20 protein-coding genes and 1 riboswitch are annotated in these 17,355 nt (G+C 39.0%); of the genes, 4 read left to right on the top strand and 16 right to left on the bottom strand.

The window, feature by feature from the left end:
• Positions 1-19: 19 nt before the first annotated feature.
• Complete coding sequence (locus tag MTO68_RS00940) at positions 20-778, top strand: GH25 family lysozyme (RefSeq protein WP_004818421.1); 759 nt, start codon at positions 20-22, stop codon at positions 776-778.
• Between the two features lie 122 nt (positions 779-900).
• On the top strand, positions 901-1,956 hold the full coding sequence (gene dinB / locus MTO68_RS00935; RefSeq protein ID WP_035370801.1) for a DNA polymerase IV: 1,056 nt from the start codon (positions 901-903) through the stop codon (positions 1,954-1,956).
• Positions 1,957-1,997: 41 nt separating this feature from the next.
• On the opposite strand, the gene MTO68_RS00930 is transcribed toward dinB, so the two are convergent.
• Entirely contained in the window at positions 1,998-2,597 is a 600-nt protein-coding gene (locus MTO68_RS00930; protein WP_004818418.1) for an alpha/beta hydrolase, read from the bottom strand.
• Positions 2,598-2,623: 26 nt separating this feature from the next.
• A complete protein-coding gene (locus MTO68_RS00925) occupies positions 2,624-3,265 on the bottom strand; it encodes a glutathione S-transferase (protein WP_004718584.1) in 642 nt (213 codons plus the stop codon).
• 135 nt (positions 3,266-3,400) lie between these two features.
• On the opposite strand from MTO68_RS00925, the gene MTO68_RS00920 reads away from it, so the two are divergent.
• Positions 3,401-3,847, top strand: a complete 447-nt coding sequence (locus tag MTO68_RS00920) for a surface-adhesin E family protein (protein ID WP_244014671.1) — start codon at positions 3,401-3,403, stop codon at positions 3,845-3,847.
• 124 nt (positions 3,848-3,971) lie between these two features.
• Here the strand turns inward: MTO68_RS00920 and MTO68_RS00915 are convergent, their stop codons facing one another.
• From MTO68_RS00915 to MTO68_RS00890, 6 genes are all read right to left on the bottom strand, one after another.
• Positions 3,972-4,370: an OsmC family protein gene (locus MTO68_RS00915; RefSeq protein WP_004718587.1), complete on the bottom strand. Its 399-nt coding sequence runs from the start codon at positions 4,368-4,370 to the stop codon at positions 3,972-3,974.
• 157 nt (positions 4,371-4,527) lie between these two features.
• A complete protein-coding gene (locus MTO68_RS00910) occupies positions 4,528-5,475 on the bottom strand; it encodes a pirin family protein (protein ID WP_244014669.1) in 948 nt (315 codons plus the stop codon).
• A gap of 265 nt (positions 5,476-5,740) precedes the next feature.
• Positions 5,741-6,004 carry a DUF2798 domain-containing protein gene (locus MTO68_RS00905; RefSeq protein ID WP_034611342.1) on the bottom strand — a complete coding sequence of 88 codons (264 nt, stop codon included), beginning with the start codon at positions 6,002-6,004 and terminating at the stop codon, positions 5,741-5,743.
• Between the two features lie 52 nt (positions 6,005-6,056).
• Positions 6,057-6,359: a DUF3861 domain-containing protein gene (locus tag MTO68_RS00900; RefSeq protein WP_244014667.1), complete on the bottom strand. Its 303-nt coding sequence runs from the start codon at positions 6,357-6,359 to the stop codon at positions 6,057-6,059.
• A gap of 35 nt (positions 6,360-6,394) precedes the next feature.
• On the bottom strand, positions 6,395-6,790 hold the full coding sequence (locus tag MTO68_RS00895) for a transcriptional repressor (protein ID WP_056517184.1): 396 nt from the start codon (positions 6,788-6,790) through the stop codon (positions 6,395-6,397).
• 38 nt (positions 6,791-6,828) lie between these two features.
• Positions 6,829-7,371, bottom strand: a complete 543-nt coding sequence (locus tag MTO68_RS00890; RefSeq protein ID WP_244014666.1) for a PadR family transcriptional regulator — start codon at positions 7,369-7,371, stop codon at positions 6,829-6,831.
• A 377-nt stretch (positions 7,372-7,748) separates the two neighbouring features.
• On the opposite strand from MTO68_RS00890, the gene MTO68_RS00885 reads away from it, so the two are divergent.
• Positions 7,749-8,510 (top strand): putative porin, encoded by a 762-nt coding sequence (locus tag MTO68_RS00885; protein WP_004718597.1) that lies wholly within the window; start codon positions 7,749-7,751, stop codon positions 8,508-8,510.
• Positions 8,511-8,580: 70 nt separating this feature from the next.
• Here MTO68_RS00885 and MTO68_RS00880 read toward each other — a convergent pair whose 3' ends face one another.
• The 8 genes from MTO68_RS00880 to MTO68_RS00845 form a co-directional block, all read right to left on the bottom strand.
• Entirely contained in the window at positions 8,581-9,063 is a 483-nt protein-coding gene (locus MTO68_RS00880) for a thioredoxin family protein (RefSeq protein WP_244014664.1), read from the bottom strand.
• A gap of 268 nt (positions 9,064-9,331) precedes the next feature.
• A complete protein-coding gene (gene recJ / locus MTO68_RS00875; protein ID WP_244014662.1) occupies positions 9,332-11,035 on the bottom strand; it encodes a single-stranded-DNA-specific exonuclease RecJ in 1,704 nt (567 codons plus the stop codon).
• Positions 11,036-11,692: a pyridoxamine 5'-phosphate oxidase gene (pdxH, locus tag MTO68_RS00870; RefSeq protein ID WP_244014660.1), complete on the bottom strand. Its 657-nt coding sequence runs from the start codon at positions 11,690-11,692 to the stop codon at positions 11,036-11,038.
• Positions 11,693-11,724: 32 nt separating this feature from the next.
• Positions 11,725-13,056, bottom strand: a complete 1,332-nt coding sequence (glmM, locus tag MTO68_RS00865; RefSeq protein WP_004818404.1) for a phosphoglucosamine mutase — start codon at positions 13,054-13,056, stop codon at positions 11,725-11,727.
• 118 nt (positions 13,057-13,174) lie between these two features.
• Positions 13,175-14,641 (bottom strand): IMP dehydrogenase, encoded by a 1,467-nt coding sequence (guaB, locus tag MTO68_RS00860; protein WP_004718605.1) that lies wholly within the window; start codon positions 14,639-14,641, stop codon positions 13,175-13,177.
• 223 nt (positions 14,642-14,864) lie between these two features.
• On the bottom strand, positions 14,865-15,230 hold the full coding sequence (locus MTO68_RS00855) for a YkgJ family cysteine cluster protein (protein ID WP_244014658.1): 366 nt from the start codon (positions 15,228-15,230) through the stop codon (positions 14,865-14,867).
• 89 nt (positions 15,231-15,319) lie between these two features.
• Positions 15,320-16,117 carry an MBL fold metallo-hydrolase gene (locus tag MTO68_RS00850; RefSeq protein WP_004718609.1) on the bottom strand — a complete coding sequence of 266 codons (798 nt, stop codon included), beginning with the start codon at positions 16,115-16,117 and terminating at the stop codon, positions 15,320-15,322.
• 213 nt (positions 16,118-16,330) lie between these two features.
• The gene (locus MTO68_RS00845; RefSeq protein ID WP_056517171.1) at positions 16,331-16,909 is read right to left on the bottom strand and encodes a TMEM165/GDT1 family protein; all 579 of its coding nucleotides are present in this window, start codon (positions 16,907-16,909) and stop codon (positions 16,331-16,333) included.
• A gap of 89 nt (positions 16,910-16,998) precedes the next feature.
• Positions 16,999-17,155: riboswitch (yybP-ykoY riboswitch) on the bottom strand.
• Positions 17,156-17,355 lie beyond the last annotated feature (200 nt).

Below are 17,355 nucleotides of genomic sequence, written 5' to 3'. Positions count from 1 at the left end.
CTGGATATTTAGAAAAACCATGTCAAAATACGCTGCGAAAAAACACAAACAGCAAAAAATCACTCGCAATAGCTCAGTTTTAGCGATCGCACTTTTCTGCTGCGTCATACTCGGGACTTTGTTTTTTGTTCATAATAATGCTGCCTTGGCTGAAGACTATCCGATTAAAGGTTTCGATGTTTCACATCATCAAGGTGATATTGATTGGAAAAAAATCTCTCCGCAGCACTATCAGTTTGTCTATCTTAAAGCCACTGAAGGTGGAGATTATCAAGATGATAAGTTTCAGCAGTATTGGTTAGAAGCACGTGAACGTGGTCTGCGCGTGGGGGCTTATCACTTCTTTCGTTTATGTCGTGATGGTGACATTCAAGCACAAAATTTTATCAAAACAGTGCCAAATAAAAGCAATGCCTTGCCCCCTGTGATGGACTTGGAATATGACAGCAGTTGCATAAACACCTATACCAAAGAACAATTAATCAAACACATCAAAAGTATGCATGATCAATTGCAAAAGCATTATGGTAAACAACCGATTTTTTATACCTCTAAAATCTTTTACAACATGGTACTCACAGGTGAATTTAAAGATACACCGATTTGGATTCGTGAATATAAAGATAAGCCTGATTTAAAAGACAAACGTGCATGGACATTTTGGCAACAGAGCAACCAAGGCAAAATTCAAGGCATCGAGAAAAATGTCGATTTAAATGTATTTTATGGTGATGCAGAACAATGGCAGCAGTTTTTACAGAAAAATAAGTTGAATTAAGCGTAATCAAGATCATTCATGACATAAGCTGTCGCATATTCTTTACAAAATTCAAATTCATCAATAGAAACAAATCAAGATCGGTTAGAATAATTACACAGCGTTTCAACACTGTGTAATTCATGAGAAAAATCATCCATATTGACATGGATGCATTCTATGCATCTGTAGAGCTACTCGACCGTCCTGAACTAAAACACTTACCTGTGGTGATTTCCTCACATCATCCTCGGGCTGTGATTGCTGCTGCATCCTATCCAGCGCGTCAGTTTGGATTACGCTCCGCCATGTCGATGTCACAGGCAAAAAAACTCTGCCCTCAAGTCTATGTGATTGAACCGAATTTTGAAAAATATCGCGATGTTTCTGTAAAAATTCATGAGATTTTTCAAAAATACACTGCACTTATTGAACCTTTATCTTTAGATGAAGCTTATTTAGATGTCACTGAAAATTTACAAAATATTCCCAGTGCTACTGAAGTGGCGGAACGAATTCGAGCCGATATTTTTCAACAAACAGGGCTTACGGCTTCGGCTGGCGTAGCACCGAATAAATTTCTTGCCAAAATTGCTTCAGATTGGAATAAACCCAATGGCATTTGCATCATTAAACCGACCCAAGTTCAACATTTTATCCATGATTTACCCCTGAAAAAAATTCCCGGTGTTGGGAAGGTCACTCAGGAAAAACTGAAAAGCTTAAACTTAGAGACTTTGGGTGATTTGCAAAAAATTGAAGAAAATATACTGATCCATCATTTTGGCAAATATGGCAGACAGTTGTTTTTATATGCCCAAGGTATTGATGATCGCCCAGTACAAGCCGAACGACAACGTCAGCAAATTTCCAAGGAAACCACATTTGATGATGATCTCAGCCTTGAACAGTGTTCAATCTATTGGAACAATTTAATTGAACGTGTTTGGCTCAGTTTAGAAAAAAAACACATGCAGGCTCGCGGTGTCACCGTTAAGTTAAAACTCAAGAATTTTCAAGTTTTACAGCACAGTAAAAGTTTTAAAACCGCACTTCAATCACAGCAAGAAATGGTTCAGGTCATTCAAATATTATTAAGTGAAATGCAAATTCCTGAGCATTTCCAATTCCGTTTAATCGGAGTGGGTTTGTATCAACTGACCGATCAGCAAGATGAAGCACAATTGTCATTATGGTAAACATAAATGAAAAAGACATGTGCGACTTTAGCTTAAATCTTTTACTTTATATCAGAAATAAAATCGTGAATTAATCTAGCCACTTGATTGGCGTGTGCATTGGCCAAATCATGTTCCCCTTGTTCAATGATATGCAATCTGGAATGCTGGATTTTTTCATGCAAATATTTACCCACGCCCACAGGGCTAATGGGATCTGCATCGCCCCAAAGCAACAGGACTGGGCACGCTATTTTGTATAATGAATCATCTAAATGGGATTGATGATCGACAAACCAATTGGGCACTGCAAATGTTTGCTGGTAATCGCCTCGCCAATCGGCAACCTGAAAGGGGCTTAAATCAATTCCACCAGAGCTTGCAACCAAAACCAAAGCTTTGATCAATTCAGGTTTTTGTAGTGCTGCTTGAACTGCAAAAACCCCTCCCATAGATTGAGCAATCACAATGCAGGGCTGTTGAATTTGGTCGAGAATATAATCCTGCAAATCGTCAAAACTATCAATATGCGGATGCTCTGGATGCCCAGCAAAACTTGGATAGGCCATCACTGTTTTTTGATGATCGGCTGAAAGCTGCTGCATAACAGGTTGCCAAAACGCTGTACTTCCCGATGCACCTGGTAAAAAAATTAAATGCATTCACCCATCACCTTGATATACAAAATTTAATCATCACTCTTTAGTTTAGCGCGTTGAAAAGCCGGACGCTGCTGAATTCGTTCAGCATATGCAGCCAGTCGAGGGGTTTTATTTTTGGTTCGTTGCTGCATGGCAATCACGGGAAAACTCATTTGAATGTCGGCAAACGAAAACTCACCTGCGGCATAGTCATGTTGACTAAAATAAGCTTCCAAAAAGGCTGCATGTTCTTTTAAACGAGGATTGCTAAAGCCGCCACGGACGCCTTCTGAAATTTTCTTTGCAATCGGGCGAATTAAAAAAGGAACATGTTTTGGCATATTGGTCATGACCAAGGTCATCAACAAATAAGGCATTAAAGAACCCTCGGCATAATGCATCCAGTAGTTATATTGCATTAAGTCTTTAGGATTCTGAGGCTTAAACTGATTTTTTGTATCATAGGTTGCTTGAAGATAATCCAAAATCACAGCAGATTCTGCAATGGTTAGGTCACCATCAGTCAATACAGGTGACTTTCCAAGCGGATGAACTGCTTTTAACTCAGGGGGTGCAGCAAAAGTAGGCAAGCGTTTATAGTGCTTAATCTGATACTCAAGTCCCAACTCTTCTAAAGCCCAAATAATACGGAGTGAACGAGATTGATCTAGGTGATGTAATGTAATCATTGTATTGCCTCAGTTTTTATCCTTCGACTATAAATTGATCTCGACTTTTCAACAATTCTATTACTGTATTTAAATCATTTTTTTATCAACTTTGTTTATACTCTAGATTCAATATTGATTATTCTGAGAATAAAAATGAAGTCACTTATCCCGTTAATTTTCTTCTTTATTTGTTCAAATCTATATGCATATCAACCCAAGCTTATGTTACTGGGATCTCTTGAGAATAAGGGTGAGTCCTTTATTGATGTAAATGCACATCAAAAAATTCGTGATTCGTTTAAGCAAGCTGTCATCTATGAAAAATATGCCAACCCTATTAAAGATGAGCAAGGTGCAACATATCAATCGGTTATTAAACAGCTTATTGTAGATTGCACAGGAAAAACCATCGCCATTCGGGGCGCTGATTACTTTGTAGGGAAAACATCAAACAGCAAATTAGTGAAAAAATTTGATGACATTACCTTGAGCCATGATGGTGAAACGGGGGCCGCTTTTTATTCCTTTGACGACTTAGAGTTTAAAGCCTTGAATCAAGATAAGTTCTATAACAAAGTTTATGCAAACACTTGTAAATAAACAATAAAATAATTTTTGAATAATCTTACTGGCAGAAAAAAGATATTTTGTTTTTATACAAAATATCTTTTTACGGATCAAATACAACGACCATCTTTACATAGCGGTTTTTATATAACCGTTTTTAAATAATCGTGGTATTGATTTCCACACTACGTAATAAAGTCTTGGTCACTGGGGTTTTTTGGCAAATGTCTAACACTTTTTGATGCAACTCTTCAGACAAAGGAGTGGCAAAAGACAAGCGACGCTCGACCCATTCTTTCCCCTCTTTATTGGCATTAAAATCAGCTTCAACTGTAAACTCACCCAAATCAAGACCTTTGTGTTGAGCATACATACGCAATGTAATCATGGTACAAGAAATTAAACCTGAACAGATAAAATCATAAGGCGCTAAGCCCTTGTCTTGCCCACCGAATGATTCTGGTTTGTCGGTAATCAGTTGATGTTTTCCACTCACCACCTCACCTGACCATGGTTCTGGATAGGTTTTTACCTTTGCATTTGCAATAATTGCCATTTTATTTTCCTTGAATCTTTAAATTTTTAGTGAATGCCAGTTTAAATAAAACTTTGTAAACGCAACACTTGCGCTAAAGGATGAGCAAGCTCGCCTTTAACGCAAATTATTTAGTTTGAATCCCTGTCTAAAAATCGACAATGCGCAATGCAGCACATCACTTCGATGCTCGCATCTTGTCTGGGAATGCCGGTGCTTCTAAACGTGGACCATCATAATCAGGGATCGTTCCAAAACGCGCGTCCTGATTCGCCCATTGTTCTGTAGCCGCTTTTAGTTCTTCCTGTGTTCTGCCAACAAGATTCCACCACAGTAATATAGGCGACTCAAAAGGTTCACCACCTATCAACAGTAAACGCGAGCCTTTTGGTAATTCAACCTCAATCTGTGAAATTCCAGGTTCAATCACCACCATATTGTCACTATTTAAATCATGATCATTTACTGTTGCTTCACCTTCTAATGCCATAAATCCATATTCAAAATGAGGATTCAGTGGAATACGTGTCTTGGTTGATTCTTTTGCAAAAAAATCGATCCCGACTAATTCCGTATGCACTTTGACAGGAGATTTGGTATTCATGAATTCACCGACTAAAACTGTAAATTCAATATGGTCCTGCTCTACAATGGGTAATTCTGGATAATGATCAAACTGCGGTGCCATATTGATCTTATCATCAGGCAATGCAATCCAAAGCTGTGCAGCATGCATTCTCGTTTCAGTATCGGGAGCAACTTCTGTATGGGAAATTCCATAACCCGCAGTCATCAGATTCACTTGTTTAGGACGAATCAATTGTTTAGAGCCGATGCTGTCTGTATGCATCATCGTCCCTTCGATCATCCAAGTGAAGGTTTGTAACCCAATATGCGGGTGCGGTCCAACATCCAATCCATCTCCCTGAGGAAATACGACTGGACCAGCGTGATCTAAAAAGCACCATGCGCCAATCATGCGTTTTTGACGACTGGGTAATGCACGTTTAATGACGGTGCCTTTGCCTATTTCTGCTGAACGGATTGGAAAATCTTGAATAAACTGATTCACATATTTTTCACAATCGTCAGAGTTAGAAATCTCGGTATAGTTGGTATTGGTCATTTTGTTATCCTAAATTTGTCCATCAGCTCAGGACGTTATTGCAACATCTACAATTTCATTTTATTTAGCTTATCGGTTTTATATACATCGACCTATAGCTATCTTAATACGCTGAATACCATGAATAGGACAATAATAGTTTGGTTTTTGTTATGCAGTTTCTGATTACAAGATCTGGGAGCAATACTTTATCGAGTTGCATATTCTCTTTGAAATGTTTATAGGCCCGTCATCGCATCATGATGTCTTCAAAGCCTTAATCGAATTAAGCAGAAGGAGGTGGCGTAAGATCTACAAATAAGCCTGTGAAACGGCGAACCAGAGGTAAAAAAATTAATACTGTGGGAAAGGCAATCATCCATGAAAATAGCCAGACGCTAAACCATTTTGCAAAAAATCCATCGAACCACCCCACATTTTTCCATAAGTTAATCATGGAAATGGTCGCACTCATCAAAGCTGAGAGTATCAACGGCATAATCCACCCTGCATATTTTGCTGGTAATTTCGGAATTCCAGCAAAAATCATGGCAGGTTTATGTTGATCGCGTTTATTTTCGATCTTGATCTCTGGTTTTAAATCAGGCATTTTTCTTGACGTTCTGCTTTAGGTTTTTCATAAATTGTTTAACTGCGGGTTCAAAGTCTTGAAATAGCACATGATCACGGTGGGTAATCATCACCTCTAAGAAGAGTTTTAATCCTACCGCAAACGCTTTAGTGGTTTCTTCATCAAAAAACTCAGCAGCTTTTAAGCGCTCTACGATTTGGAAAATATCATCGTGATTACCCACATTAAATTCGATATTTTCATTGTAGATTGATGGATGACCTTGCGCATCTGCAACATGTTGCACAGTTACATAATATTGATGTTGTTTCATAAGATTTCTCTAACTTGTTAAATATTCGGCTGGGTTTAATGTAATGTGGTACTAAATTTAATATCCAAAACATCAATATCAAACGCTTGAAAAACCTGTTCCAGTGAAGCGATCAAAGACGCTTTATTGATCTGGGTTAGGTCGGCACATTGGATATTGAGTGACTCCACTTCGGATAAATAAGGCAAAGCATATTTGGCTTCATCTCTGCCATGCAGATTTTGCGTAATCAAACCCACTTTCTCTAAATCGCTCACCACTCGATATATGGTCGATAAGCTGATCTGCTTATTTTGTACATATAACTGCTGATAAATCTGCTTTGCTGTCAGTTGTGTTTTTTGGTCCAACAGCGCTTTGAATACAATCACTCTTGCCTGGGTCACTTTTAAATTTGCATGACGCAGTTTTTGTTGTACCTCAATACTCATGTCTCACCTAAACCTTCTATTGCCCCATTATTGCACTGTTATAAACGTCCAATTTCTACTGCAGCTTGATCAATTTTTTCAGCGACTTGTCTAACTTGCTCAGCATCAAAATCTTTACCCTTGAGCTTTAAGCGTAATGATGTTTTTAAGTTTTCCATCGCACGATGAATATCCAAATATTGGTCGTTTTCATGAATTTCGCGTCGAGTTTCCAAACGCTCTAATAAGTGTTGGATATGCGCATGCTGCTCTTTTAAATGTAATTTTCCAGCATCAGTAATCTGATATTGCTTACGATCACCTTCTGTATTTTCAGCATGCACAAAACCAATTTCTTCAAGATAGGTCAGGGTTGGATAGATCGTACCCGAACTTGGGGTATAGCCCCCACCGACCAGATCACTGATGGCTTTGATAATTTCATAACCATGCTTTGGCTGTTGCTGTATCAGATGTAAAACCAAAAGCTTCATTTTACCCGATTCAAACAACCGACCTCGTCGCCCACCATAGCCTCGTTCGGTATGCTGTTCACGATGCTCAAAATCATGTTGTGAATGATCATGTCGCTCTGATTTCATCTTTATTTTTCTCAAATTGATTAATTTATGCATATTAAGATATATCTTAATAAGTCTTAAGACAAGATGAAAGAACAAAATCAATTATAATATTTTGATAAATAATGAATTAAATAATTTTAAATCAATCTATCTTAAAAAATTAAGACATAAAAAAGACCGATTAAAAGCCTTTAAACCGAATCTATTGGCTATTTTTATTGTTGTTATGGATTGCTTAAAGCTTGACTCAGTTACCCATTTTTTAAGCATTGTTTTTATGTCATGGCGCAGCAAACTTTTAATTTTCAGATCTTTAGCCTTGACATAGAGATTAATTTACATACAATGCGATTTGTAACAAAAAATTAATATTTTTATAACAAAAGGGTCACACAATGTTTAAGAAAACTTTATTTGCTGCATTACTTGCTAGTTCTTTTGGGTCTGCACATGCATACCAAGCTGAAATCGGTGGTTCACTCGGTATTGTTGATCCAGATAAAGGGGATACATCTACTGGTTTTGCTATTGATGGAACATATTATTTTAACCCTGTTCAAGTTAAAAATAACCCATTAAACGAAGCTGCCTTTCTAGATCGCGCAAGCAACGTAAATGCTGGAATTAGCTATATCGATTATGATGCCTACGATGTAACAGCTTATGGTGTTGGTATTGAATATTTCGTTCCAAATACCGATTTTTATGCAAGTGCTGCTATTGGACGCTCTACAGCTAAGGCCGATCATGTCGATGATTTAGACACAACAACTTACTCTGCTGAAGTAGGTTACTTGCCAATCCCAGGTCTTTTGATTGCGGTTGGTTTAGCGGGCTATGACAATGATTTTAATGATGATATAGATCCAACTATCCGTGCTAAATATGTCACTCAAGTGGGTCGCTATGACATGAATTTTGAAGGTGGTGCAAGCTTTGGTGATACCGATGCTTACAGCGTAGGTACAGATTTATACCTAGATAAAACTTTCAGTGTCGGATTGGCTTATTCAGGTAGCCGCACTGATGGTACTGATGAAGACAGCTTTACAATTCGTGCAAAAAAATTCTTTACTCAACAAATCAGCTTAGAAGGTTCTGTTGATTTTGAAGATGACGATAATATCTATGGTCTACGTGCTGCTTACCGCTTCTAATTATTGTTAAAACTTAAAAAACCGCTCTTGTATAAGCGGTTTTTTTATCACTAATTAAATAAATCAGAAATTAATGATTCATTAAAATAACTTTAGGTTTGATCGAGACTTCATTTAACTTGTATTGTACTTTTTTCATCAACCTTAGTAATTCATTAGGATTTTCTTCATTTAAATTAAACGGATGCTCTGAAGTACTACTACGTATATCAGTTTGAATATTTGATTTACTATCCAAAAATAATGTCATCGGAATATAGCGCACACCATACTCTAAACTTAAATCCTCATCCTCATTCACATCGACCTTAATCATGATGAATTTTTTCGAAAGATTTACAACCTCATCATCATAAAATACTTTTCCATATCGCTTAGAAGCGCCACACCAGTTAGCATAAAACACCAATAAAATGGGTTTCTTCTCTTGTTCAGCAATCTGTAAGCCTTTTTCATAAGACAGCCAATTAATATTATCTTCGTTCCATTTAATTACATTTGCAAAGGCTGTATTTGAAATCAGAATAAAAAGCACTGCAATCCATATTTTCATTTTTCTAGATTCTTTTAGGCATAAAAAAGCGTTAAACCTATATTAATCTATGACTTAAAGAAGGGAAATAATTTTCTTTGATGTTTAATCCGCAAATCTAGTTAGAAGCACTACTTTTTACAGTGCAGAGAAAGGCCTTAACTACACAAATGTATTTAAATTTTGAATGTAAGATAAGGCTATACGCGCTCTAAAATGAGATGTATTAACTATTATAGTGGGTATCAAATAGATAAAGCGCTTATATAAGCGCTTCTTTCGCCTAAATTTACTGTTCTAAATGCAGCATTCTTAACTGCAAACTCACATTGCCATTAAATTGATTTTTATCCAATTCATAAACAATACGTACCATATCTTGCATAGGATCAAAATTGAATTTATCACGTACATTAAAGGCAATCGCATCAATCGGTTGGCCATTTTCCAAAGCTAAACGCAATTTCAGATGCACTTCCTTTAACCAACGATAATCGATGACTTTAAAACGCCCTTCAAATACCGGTGCAGGAAACTTTTGCCCCCACGGTCCCAATTGCGTCAAAGTATCTACAGTTTGCAGTTGAAATGCCTGAGCAGGTAATTCACCATCCGTCCACAACACCGCTTGGAATAGCGCATCATCTGATTGAGCAACCAACTCAGTAAAACGTTGTTTAAATTCTTCAAAATGTTGCTTTTGAATAGTCAATCCCGCCGCAGCCGCATGCCCACCAAAATGACTAATCAAATCAGGATATTGCTCGGCAACTTTTTCAATACTGTCTCGAATATGAATACCATCAATCGAACGTGCGGAACCTTTGATATGAATCCCATCTTTATCTGCCGCAAATACAATACTGGGGCGATGAAATTGCTCTTTTAAACGGCCTGCCACAATACCAATCACCCCTTGATGCCAATGCTCTTCAAACATGACCAGCGCTGCGGGTAAATGATCTTGATCAAGCTGTAGATTTTCCAGCGCTGCCAAAGCCTCTTGTTTGATCTCCGACTCAACTTGACGGCGTTCTAAGTTTAAATCATTGAGCTGGCGTGCCAAAGCGTGAGCTGTCTGCGTATCGGTTGCCAAAAGACATTCAATACCGATGTCCATGGTTTCCATACGCCCTGCGGCATTAAGACGAGGGCCTAACACAAAACCTAAATCAGAGGCTTTTAACTCAACAGGATCACGCGCTGCAATGTCTAATAAGGCACTAATCCCAGCACGACATTGATTCTGTTGAATCCGTTTAACTCCTGCATCCACTAAGATACGATTGTTATGGTCGAGGCTGGCAACATCGGCATAAGTGCCCAAAGCAACCAAATCCAAATATTGCGGCATTTTTGCAGCCGATTTCCCCTGTTTTGTCCGATGGCTACTTAACTTTGCCAATAGGTAAAATGCCACGCCAACGCCAGCCAAAGCCTTACTTGGAAATTCGCACCCTAACTGATTTGGGTTGACAACCGCTTCAGCCTGAGGCGTTTCCTTGGTCGTTAAATGATGATCGGTGATAATCACCTGCATTCCATGTGACTGTGCTTGTGCTACACCTGCATGGCTGGAAATTCCATTGTCGACCGTAATTAATAGATCAGGCTGATATTTTTCAAAAGCCAAGTCAGCAATTTTAGGGGTTAGGCCATAACCATATTTAAAACGATCTGGAACGAGGTATTCAACATTGGCCCCCATTTCTCGTAAAGCCAGCATCATCAGTGCGGTACTGGTGGCACCATCTGCATCATAATCACCGACAATCACAATTTTTTTATCTTGATCTAAAGCTTGATCAATTATTTGAATGGCTTGCTCCAAACCTTTCATTTCTGGTGCAAGTAAATATTTAAGTTTTAAATCTAATTCTTGTTCAGATTGCACACCACGACGGGCTAAAATTTCAGCAATAAAAGGTAACACGCCCTGAAAGTTCTCAGGGCGTGTGATCAAAGGTCTTTGTTTAATTTGTAATTTTTGCATTTATGGCATCAAACGTTGTATTGTCCAAGATTCACCGGCTTTTTCATAAGTGAGGCGATCATGTAAGCGATTTGGGCGACCTTGCCAGAATTCATAATACGTCGGCTCTAAACGATAGCCTCCCCAAAATTCGGGTTTAGCCAATTCATTCTTTTCAGCCACTTGATCATACAACGCTTGAAAACGCTGTTGTAAATGTTCACGACTTTCAATCACACCACTTTGTGGGGTACTGATATGCGCTGCAATTTGGCTATCACGCGGACGCTTATGATAATAATCTGTAGATTCTTGTTCAGATATTTTCTGAACTTGACCACCCACACGAACCTGACGTTCTAACTCAGGCCAATAGAATAGCAATTCTGCATAAGGATTTTCAGCTAAATCTAAGCCTTTTTGACTGTCATAATTGGTATAAAAATCATAACCAGCCTCAGTAGCACCACGCAATAACACAGTACGCACATGTGGACGCCCTTGTGCATTTGCGGTTGCCAACGACATTGCGTAAGGTTCATGCAGTTTTGCTTCTAAAGCCAAATTAAACCAATTGAGAAACTGCACATGAGGATCAGCATCCACCTGCTCCTCATGTAGTTCACCTTTTTGATAAGTAAGTCTAAGCTCACTTAAGTCTTTAATTACATCACGCATGAAGCAAAACCTTCTACAGACGATACAATATTTTAAGCCGCATTTTGACGAACAGCATCTGCTAAATGATTTGCCAAATCAGTTACTTCTTGCAGATTATCGCCTTCTACCATAACACGGATGATCGGTTCCGTCCCTGACTTACGAATTAAAATTCGCCCACGTCCTTTAAGTGTGGCTTCTACTTTATCAAACTCGGCAACCAATGCTGGCACTGCAAATGGGTCAAACATTTGTTCAAGGCGAACATTGACCAAAACATTGGGTAAAGTTTTAAAATCTGCAACCAATTCATCTAAAGATTTATTCTGTTCAACCAATACTGTTAACACTTGCAGGGCTGCAATAATTGCATCACCTGTTGTGCTCTTGTCTAAAGTCAAAATATGACCAGATGGTTCGCCACCAGTCACCCAGTTGTTTTCTTCTAAATTTTGCAATACATAGCGATCACCCACTTTAGCACGCACAAAAGGCACTTTGGCTTTTTCAAGTGCCAATTCTAATGCCATGTTACTCATCACTGTACCCACGATACCCGCCGGTTTTTGAGATGCTTGGGTTGCTAAAATATACAGAATATGGTCGCCATCAATCAATTTACCAAAACGGTCGACCAAAACCACACGATCTGCATCGCCATCAAAAGCAATACCTAAATCTGCTTGATGCTCAATCACGGCTTTTTGTAAATTTTCAGGATGTGTTGAACCACAATCCTTATTGATATTTAAACCATCTGGTTCGTTATAAAGCGCAATAACTTTTGCGCCTAATTCACGAAATACTGCTGGACCTACGCTATACGCTGCACCATTGGCGCAATCCACCACAATTTTTAAATGGCGTAAATTGAAATGATATGGGAATGTCGATTTACAAAACTCGATATAACGACCATTGGCATCTTTAACACGTACACTCTTACCTAAGTTTGCGGTGTCTTCAATGATGATATCGTTCTCAAGCTCTCGGTTAATCGCATCTTGAATCGTATCTGGAAGCTTTTTCCCTTCATCTGAAAAGAATTTAATCCCATTATCAAAATAAGGGTTATGTGAAGCAGAAATCACGATCCCTAAATTGGCATGCAATGCACGGGTTAAATGGGCAATTGCAGGGGTCGGTAAGGGTCCAAGCAAATGTACATAAACACCTGCCGCATTGAGACCCGCCTGTAAAGCTGCTTCAAGAATATAACCCGATAAACGGGTATCTTTACCTAAAACCACAATTGGTTTTGATTTTGGGCTAATTTGCTTTAATACTTTCCCTGCCGCAAATCCGAGTTTAAGTGCAAATTCTGGGGTAATTGGGAGTTCACCAAATTTTCCACGAATCCCGTCTGTTCCAAAATAACTCATCTTTTACCCACTTATTATGTGTTGTATAACAATCAATTTTTAAGGTTTACTACTTTACACCAAAATAAAAAAGCCGTCATAAACTGACGGCTTTTTCCAATCAAAATATTACAAAAGATTAACCTACACGATAGTTCGGTGCTTCTTTGGTAATCGTTACATCATGCACATGTGACTCTTGCATACCTGCAGCGGTGATTTTCACAAATTTTGCATTTTGACGTAAATCTTCAATGGTTGCAGAACCGGTATAGCCCATAGATGAACGTAAACCGCCCATCATTTGATGTACGATATTGCCCATTGGACCTTTGTACGGTACGCGGCCTTCAATCCCTTCTGGAACCAATTTTTCAGCGCCTGCTTTCGAGTCTTGGAAATAACGATCGGCAGAACCCGTCGCACCAGCCATTGCACCCAAAGAACCCATACCACGGTATGCTTTGTAATAACGACCTTGGAAGAATTCAACTTCACCAGGCGCTTCTTCAGTACCCGCCATAAGTGAACCCACCATAATCGTGCTTGCACCAGCACCAATCGCTTTTGCCATATCCCCAGAGAAACGAATACCACCATCAGCAATCAATGGAATTTGGTCTTTCAATGCATTGGCAACACTGTCAATTGCAGAGATTTGTGGCATACCAATACCTGCAACGATACGTGTCGTACAGATTGAACCAGGACCAATACCCACTTTCACCGCATCTGCACCTGCATCAAGTAATGCCAAAGCAGCATCACCCGTTGCGATATTACCGCCAATCACTTGAACTTGAGGGAAGTTTGCTTTCACCCAACGGACACGCTCGATCACACCCGCAGAATGACCATGCGCCGTATCCACTACAATCGCATCAACGCCGGCTTCAACCAAAGCTTCAACACGACTTGGAGTTTCAGCGCCAGTACCCACTGCAGCACCAACACGTAAACGACCTAATTCATCTTTACAGCTATTTGGATAAGATTCCGCTTTACGGAAATCTGTAACTGTAATTAAGCCTTTTAGTGCATTGCTTTCATCAACCACCAATACTTTTTCAATACGGTGTTTTTGCAATAATGCTTGAATATTTTCTTTCGATTCATTTTCACGAACAGTCACAAGACGATCTTGCCCTGTCATGATATTGCTTACTGGTTGTTCCAAGTTCGTTACAAAACGAGTATCTCGGCCAGTTACAATCCCAACCACTTTGCCATCTTTAACGACAGGTACACCGCTGATGTTGTTGGCTTGTGTAATTGCCATCAAATCACGAATCGTGGTTTCAGGTGTCACGGTAATTGGATCTTTCACCATTCCCGCTTCGAATTTTTTTACACGGCGAACTTCTGCAGCTTGTGCAGAAATATCCATGTTTTTATGTAAAATACCAATACCACCGTTTTGCGCCATTGCAATCGCCATACGTGACTCAGTCACAGTATCCATTGCTGCTGAAACCATAGGGATGTTCAGTTGAATGCCGCGTGTGAGGCGTGTCTTTAGAGAGACATCTTTTGGGAGGATAGTAGAATAGGCAGGGAGTAATAAGACATCATCGAAGGTTAGCGCTTCTTGAACGATGGTCAACATAACAGTCTCGCTGGTAATTTCCGTGAGCTATTATATACAAATTTCCGTTCAATTTTCATTTTTTATTGTGCCGATTTATCTTATTCTCGATCACACTTTATTTTTCAGTATCTTATTGAAATAAAAATGGGCTTTGAATATAAAATTATCGTGGATTTAACACCACAGTAGACTGTCGACTTACAGTCTCTGCCTTAATATCCTAAATTTTCCCAATGAAGCGTTAACACACCTGATCAAAGTCTTCATCATTGCTGGGTGTAGCGACTTCTATTTCGATCAGGGGAATTAAACCATAGCCTTGTCTTGCTTTTGCACATTGTGAATCCCCAGCATGTACCTGTTTGCATGAAGAACTCCGTTGCTCATACATACTACAGCTGACTTGCTGTCCAATCTCACCCTTTAATGCCACACAACGCGGTTGCTTTTGATTGGTGCCCTGCATACAAGAATACACGGCTGTCAAAGGTTCGACATAATCTGGCGGCATGGCTTCTCCTTCTGCCCAATAAAATGAGACTCGGAAAAAGGCGCAACACGCCCCACAACTTAAGCCCGCATCCTGTGCTGAGATTTGTGACAACATTTTTTTAAGATTCTCGTTATCAATTTAAAATTTTGGCAAGAAAATCCTAAAAAAAGTCGCACTCAAACTCAATATCTTTTTTGAATTTTTTATTGCGGACAGGTAAACACGGACTCATCCATCAAATCGACACCGCATTGTAAATTTTCGATCCAGTCTAAAAACTGATGAATCATCTCTTTACCAATAAACGGCTTACCATGTTGCGGCACAATCATTTCAATATCCATTTGACGCACCATTTTCACCCATAAACGAATCACCCGATTGGTACACATATAGCGCTGATGAAAACCATGCATGGTTGGAATGTGCATTGCAAAATCTTCAATTGGTTTCGAGGCATCATCAACAATCGATGCACCCATATCACCTGAGAATAAAATTTTTGAAATTGGATCATAAAACTGGAAATTTCCAACGGAATGTAAGAAATGCGCAGGAACCACGATAATGCGCGTTTCTCCCAATGGAATAGAGCCACCTTGGTCAGGCAATTCGATCAGACGTTCTAACCAGCCCCCCTTCATACGGTCACTCATAAATGCTGAGTTTAAATGAGGTAAAAAGCGTGCCCATAATTTAGATGCGACCACTTTGGCATCGGTATAGACCAACCAACGTGGCATTGAAGTAATGATGTCAGGGTCTTGGTGAGATGCCATGACATAGTCTAGATTTTGTAATCGGGTGTATTTATTAAGCTCCATGGTCAGGGGCACATAGGTCAAATCACCGCCCGGATCTAATACTGCTGCACGTTCATTATTTAAAATAAGAAACTGATTGGCTTGTACACCTTCACCTTTCACCAAACTGGTAAAACTTATACATTTATGAGTGCCATTATCAAACAAAACTTGCGACGTGGTGCGATCTAAAGCCATACCAGAAACCCCAAAACCTTTTTTAAAATAAATCTTTAGTTATCCCATACAACATATAAGGTTTTCTTCAAAGTTACAATAAATCTACAACCTAAGTTTAAAGATTATTTGTGTCATCATTCTCAGAATAATAAAAAACCCAACATTAAGTTGGGTTTTCAGCTTTAAAAATAGATGACTTTATTGATGTTCAATCAGCTTGGAAAATTGCGCTTAAAAAAAGTAATGCTGAACTAAAGCTGCGACACCAATAATAAAGAAGATTGCAGCTCCAATTTTATGAATCAGAGCAATAGGTAATTTATCTGCCAATTTATTGCCAATAAATACAGCAGGTGCATTGACCAGCATAATCCCCAATGTCGTACCTATGGTTACCCAACCGATACTGTCAAAGCGTGCAGCAAGTGCCACTGTGGCGATTTGGGTTTTATCCCCAATTTCTGCAAGGAAGAATAATACAAAAGTTGCACCAAAGACCCCATATTTTTGCCATTTATTAATACTTTCAGATTCATCATCCAATTCATCTGGAATCAACATCCACCCAGCCATACCAATAAAGCCAAGTGACACAATCCAAAGTAATACTGTCGGGCTAAGGACTGTGGTAATCCACTGACCAAGCACAGCCGATACACCATGATTGACAATAGTTGCTAATAAAATTGCAAATAAAATAGGAATAGGTTTACGAAAACGTGCAGCAAGAAGTAATGCGAGCAGTTGTGTTTTATCGCCCATTTCGGATAAAGCGACAACCACTAAAGAGATGAGGAAGGCATTTAACATTTCAAAGTCTCTGGCTAGCAATATTTACCGATGACTTACCCCTCCTGCTAGCCAATATGAATAGTCGCCTATTCAACGCGGAGTGATAAATCAAAGGTCTTGCCAACAAAAGATAGCTGAGTAAACACCTTCAGCTAAATTGGTTCTTTGCTATGATGACCATACTCTGTTGAGTAATTATGTTGATCATCACCCATTTATCATCTCGCAGATGATAAACAGCGGCTACTCCCCAATGAAGTACAGCTATTCTACAACGCTTTATCAATCATTTTCAATTTTTAAAAATTAAAAAATTTAAAGCTCAGATAAACTTCAAAAAATATCGTGCCAAAGCATTTTTAATGCCCGCAGAGGATGAATTCAATTTCGTTTCTTCACTAATTTTGAACCCACGATGGTTATCCCATCGTGGGGCGACAGGGATGTCGCCGATTGATTTAATT

This window comes from Acinetobacter sp. NyZ410 (assembly GCF_022828975.1).
Classification (GTDB): Bacteria; Pseudomonadota; Gammaproteobacteria; order Pseudomonadales; family Moraxellaceae; genus Acinetobacter; species Acinetobacter guillouiae.
This window is presented reverse-complemented; position numbering and strand designations above follow the sequence as displayed.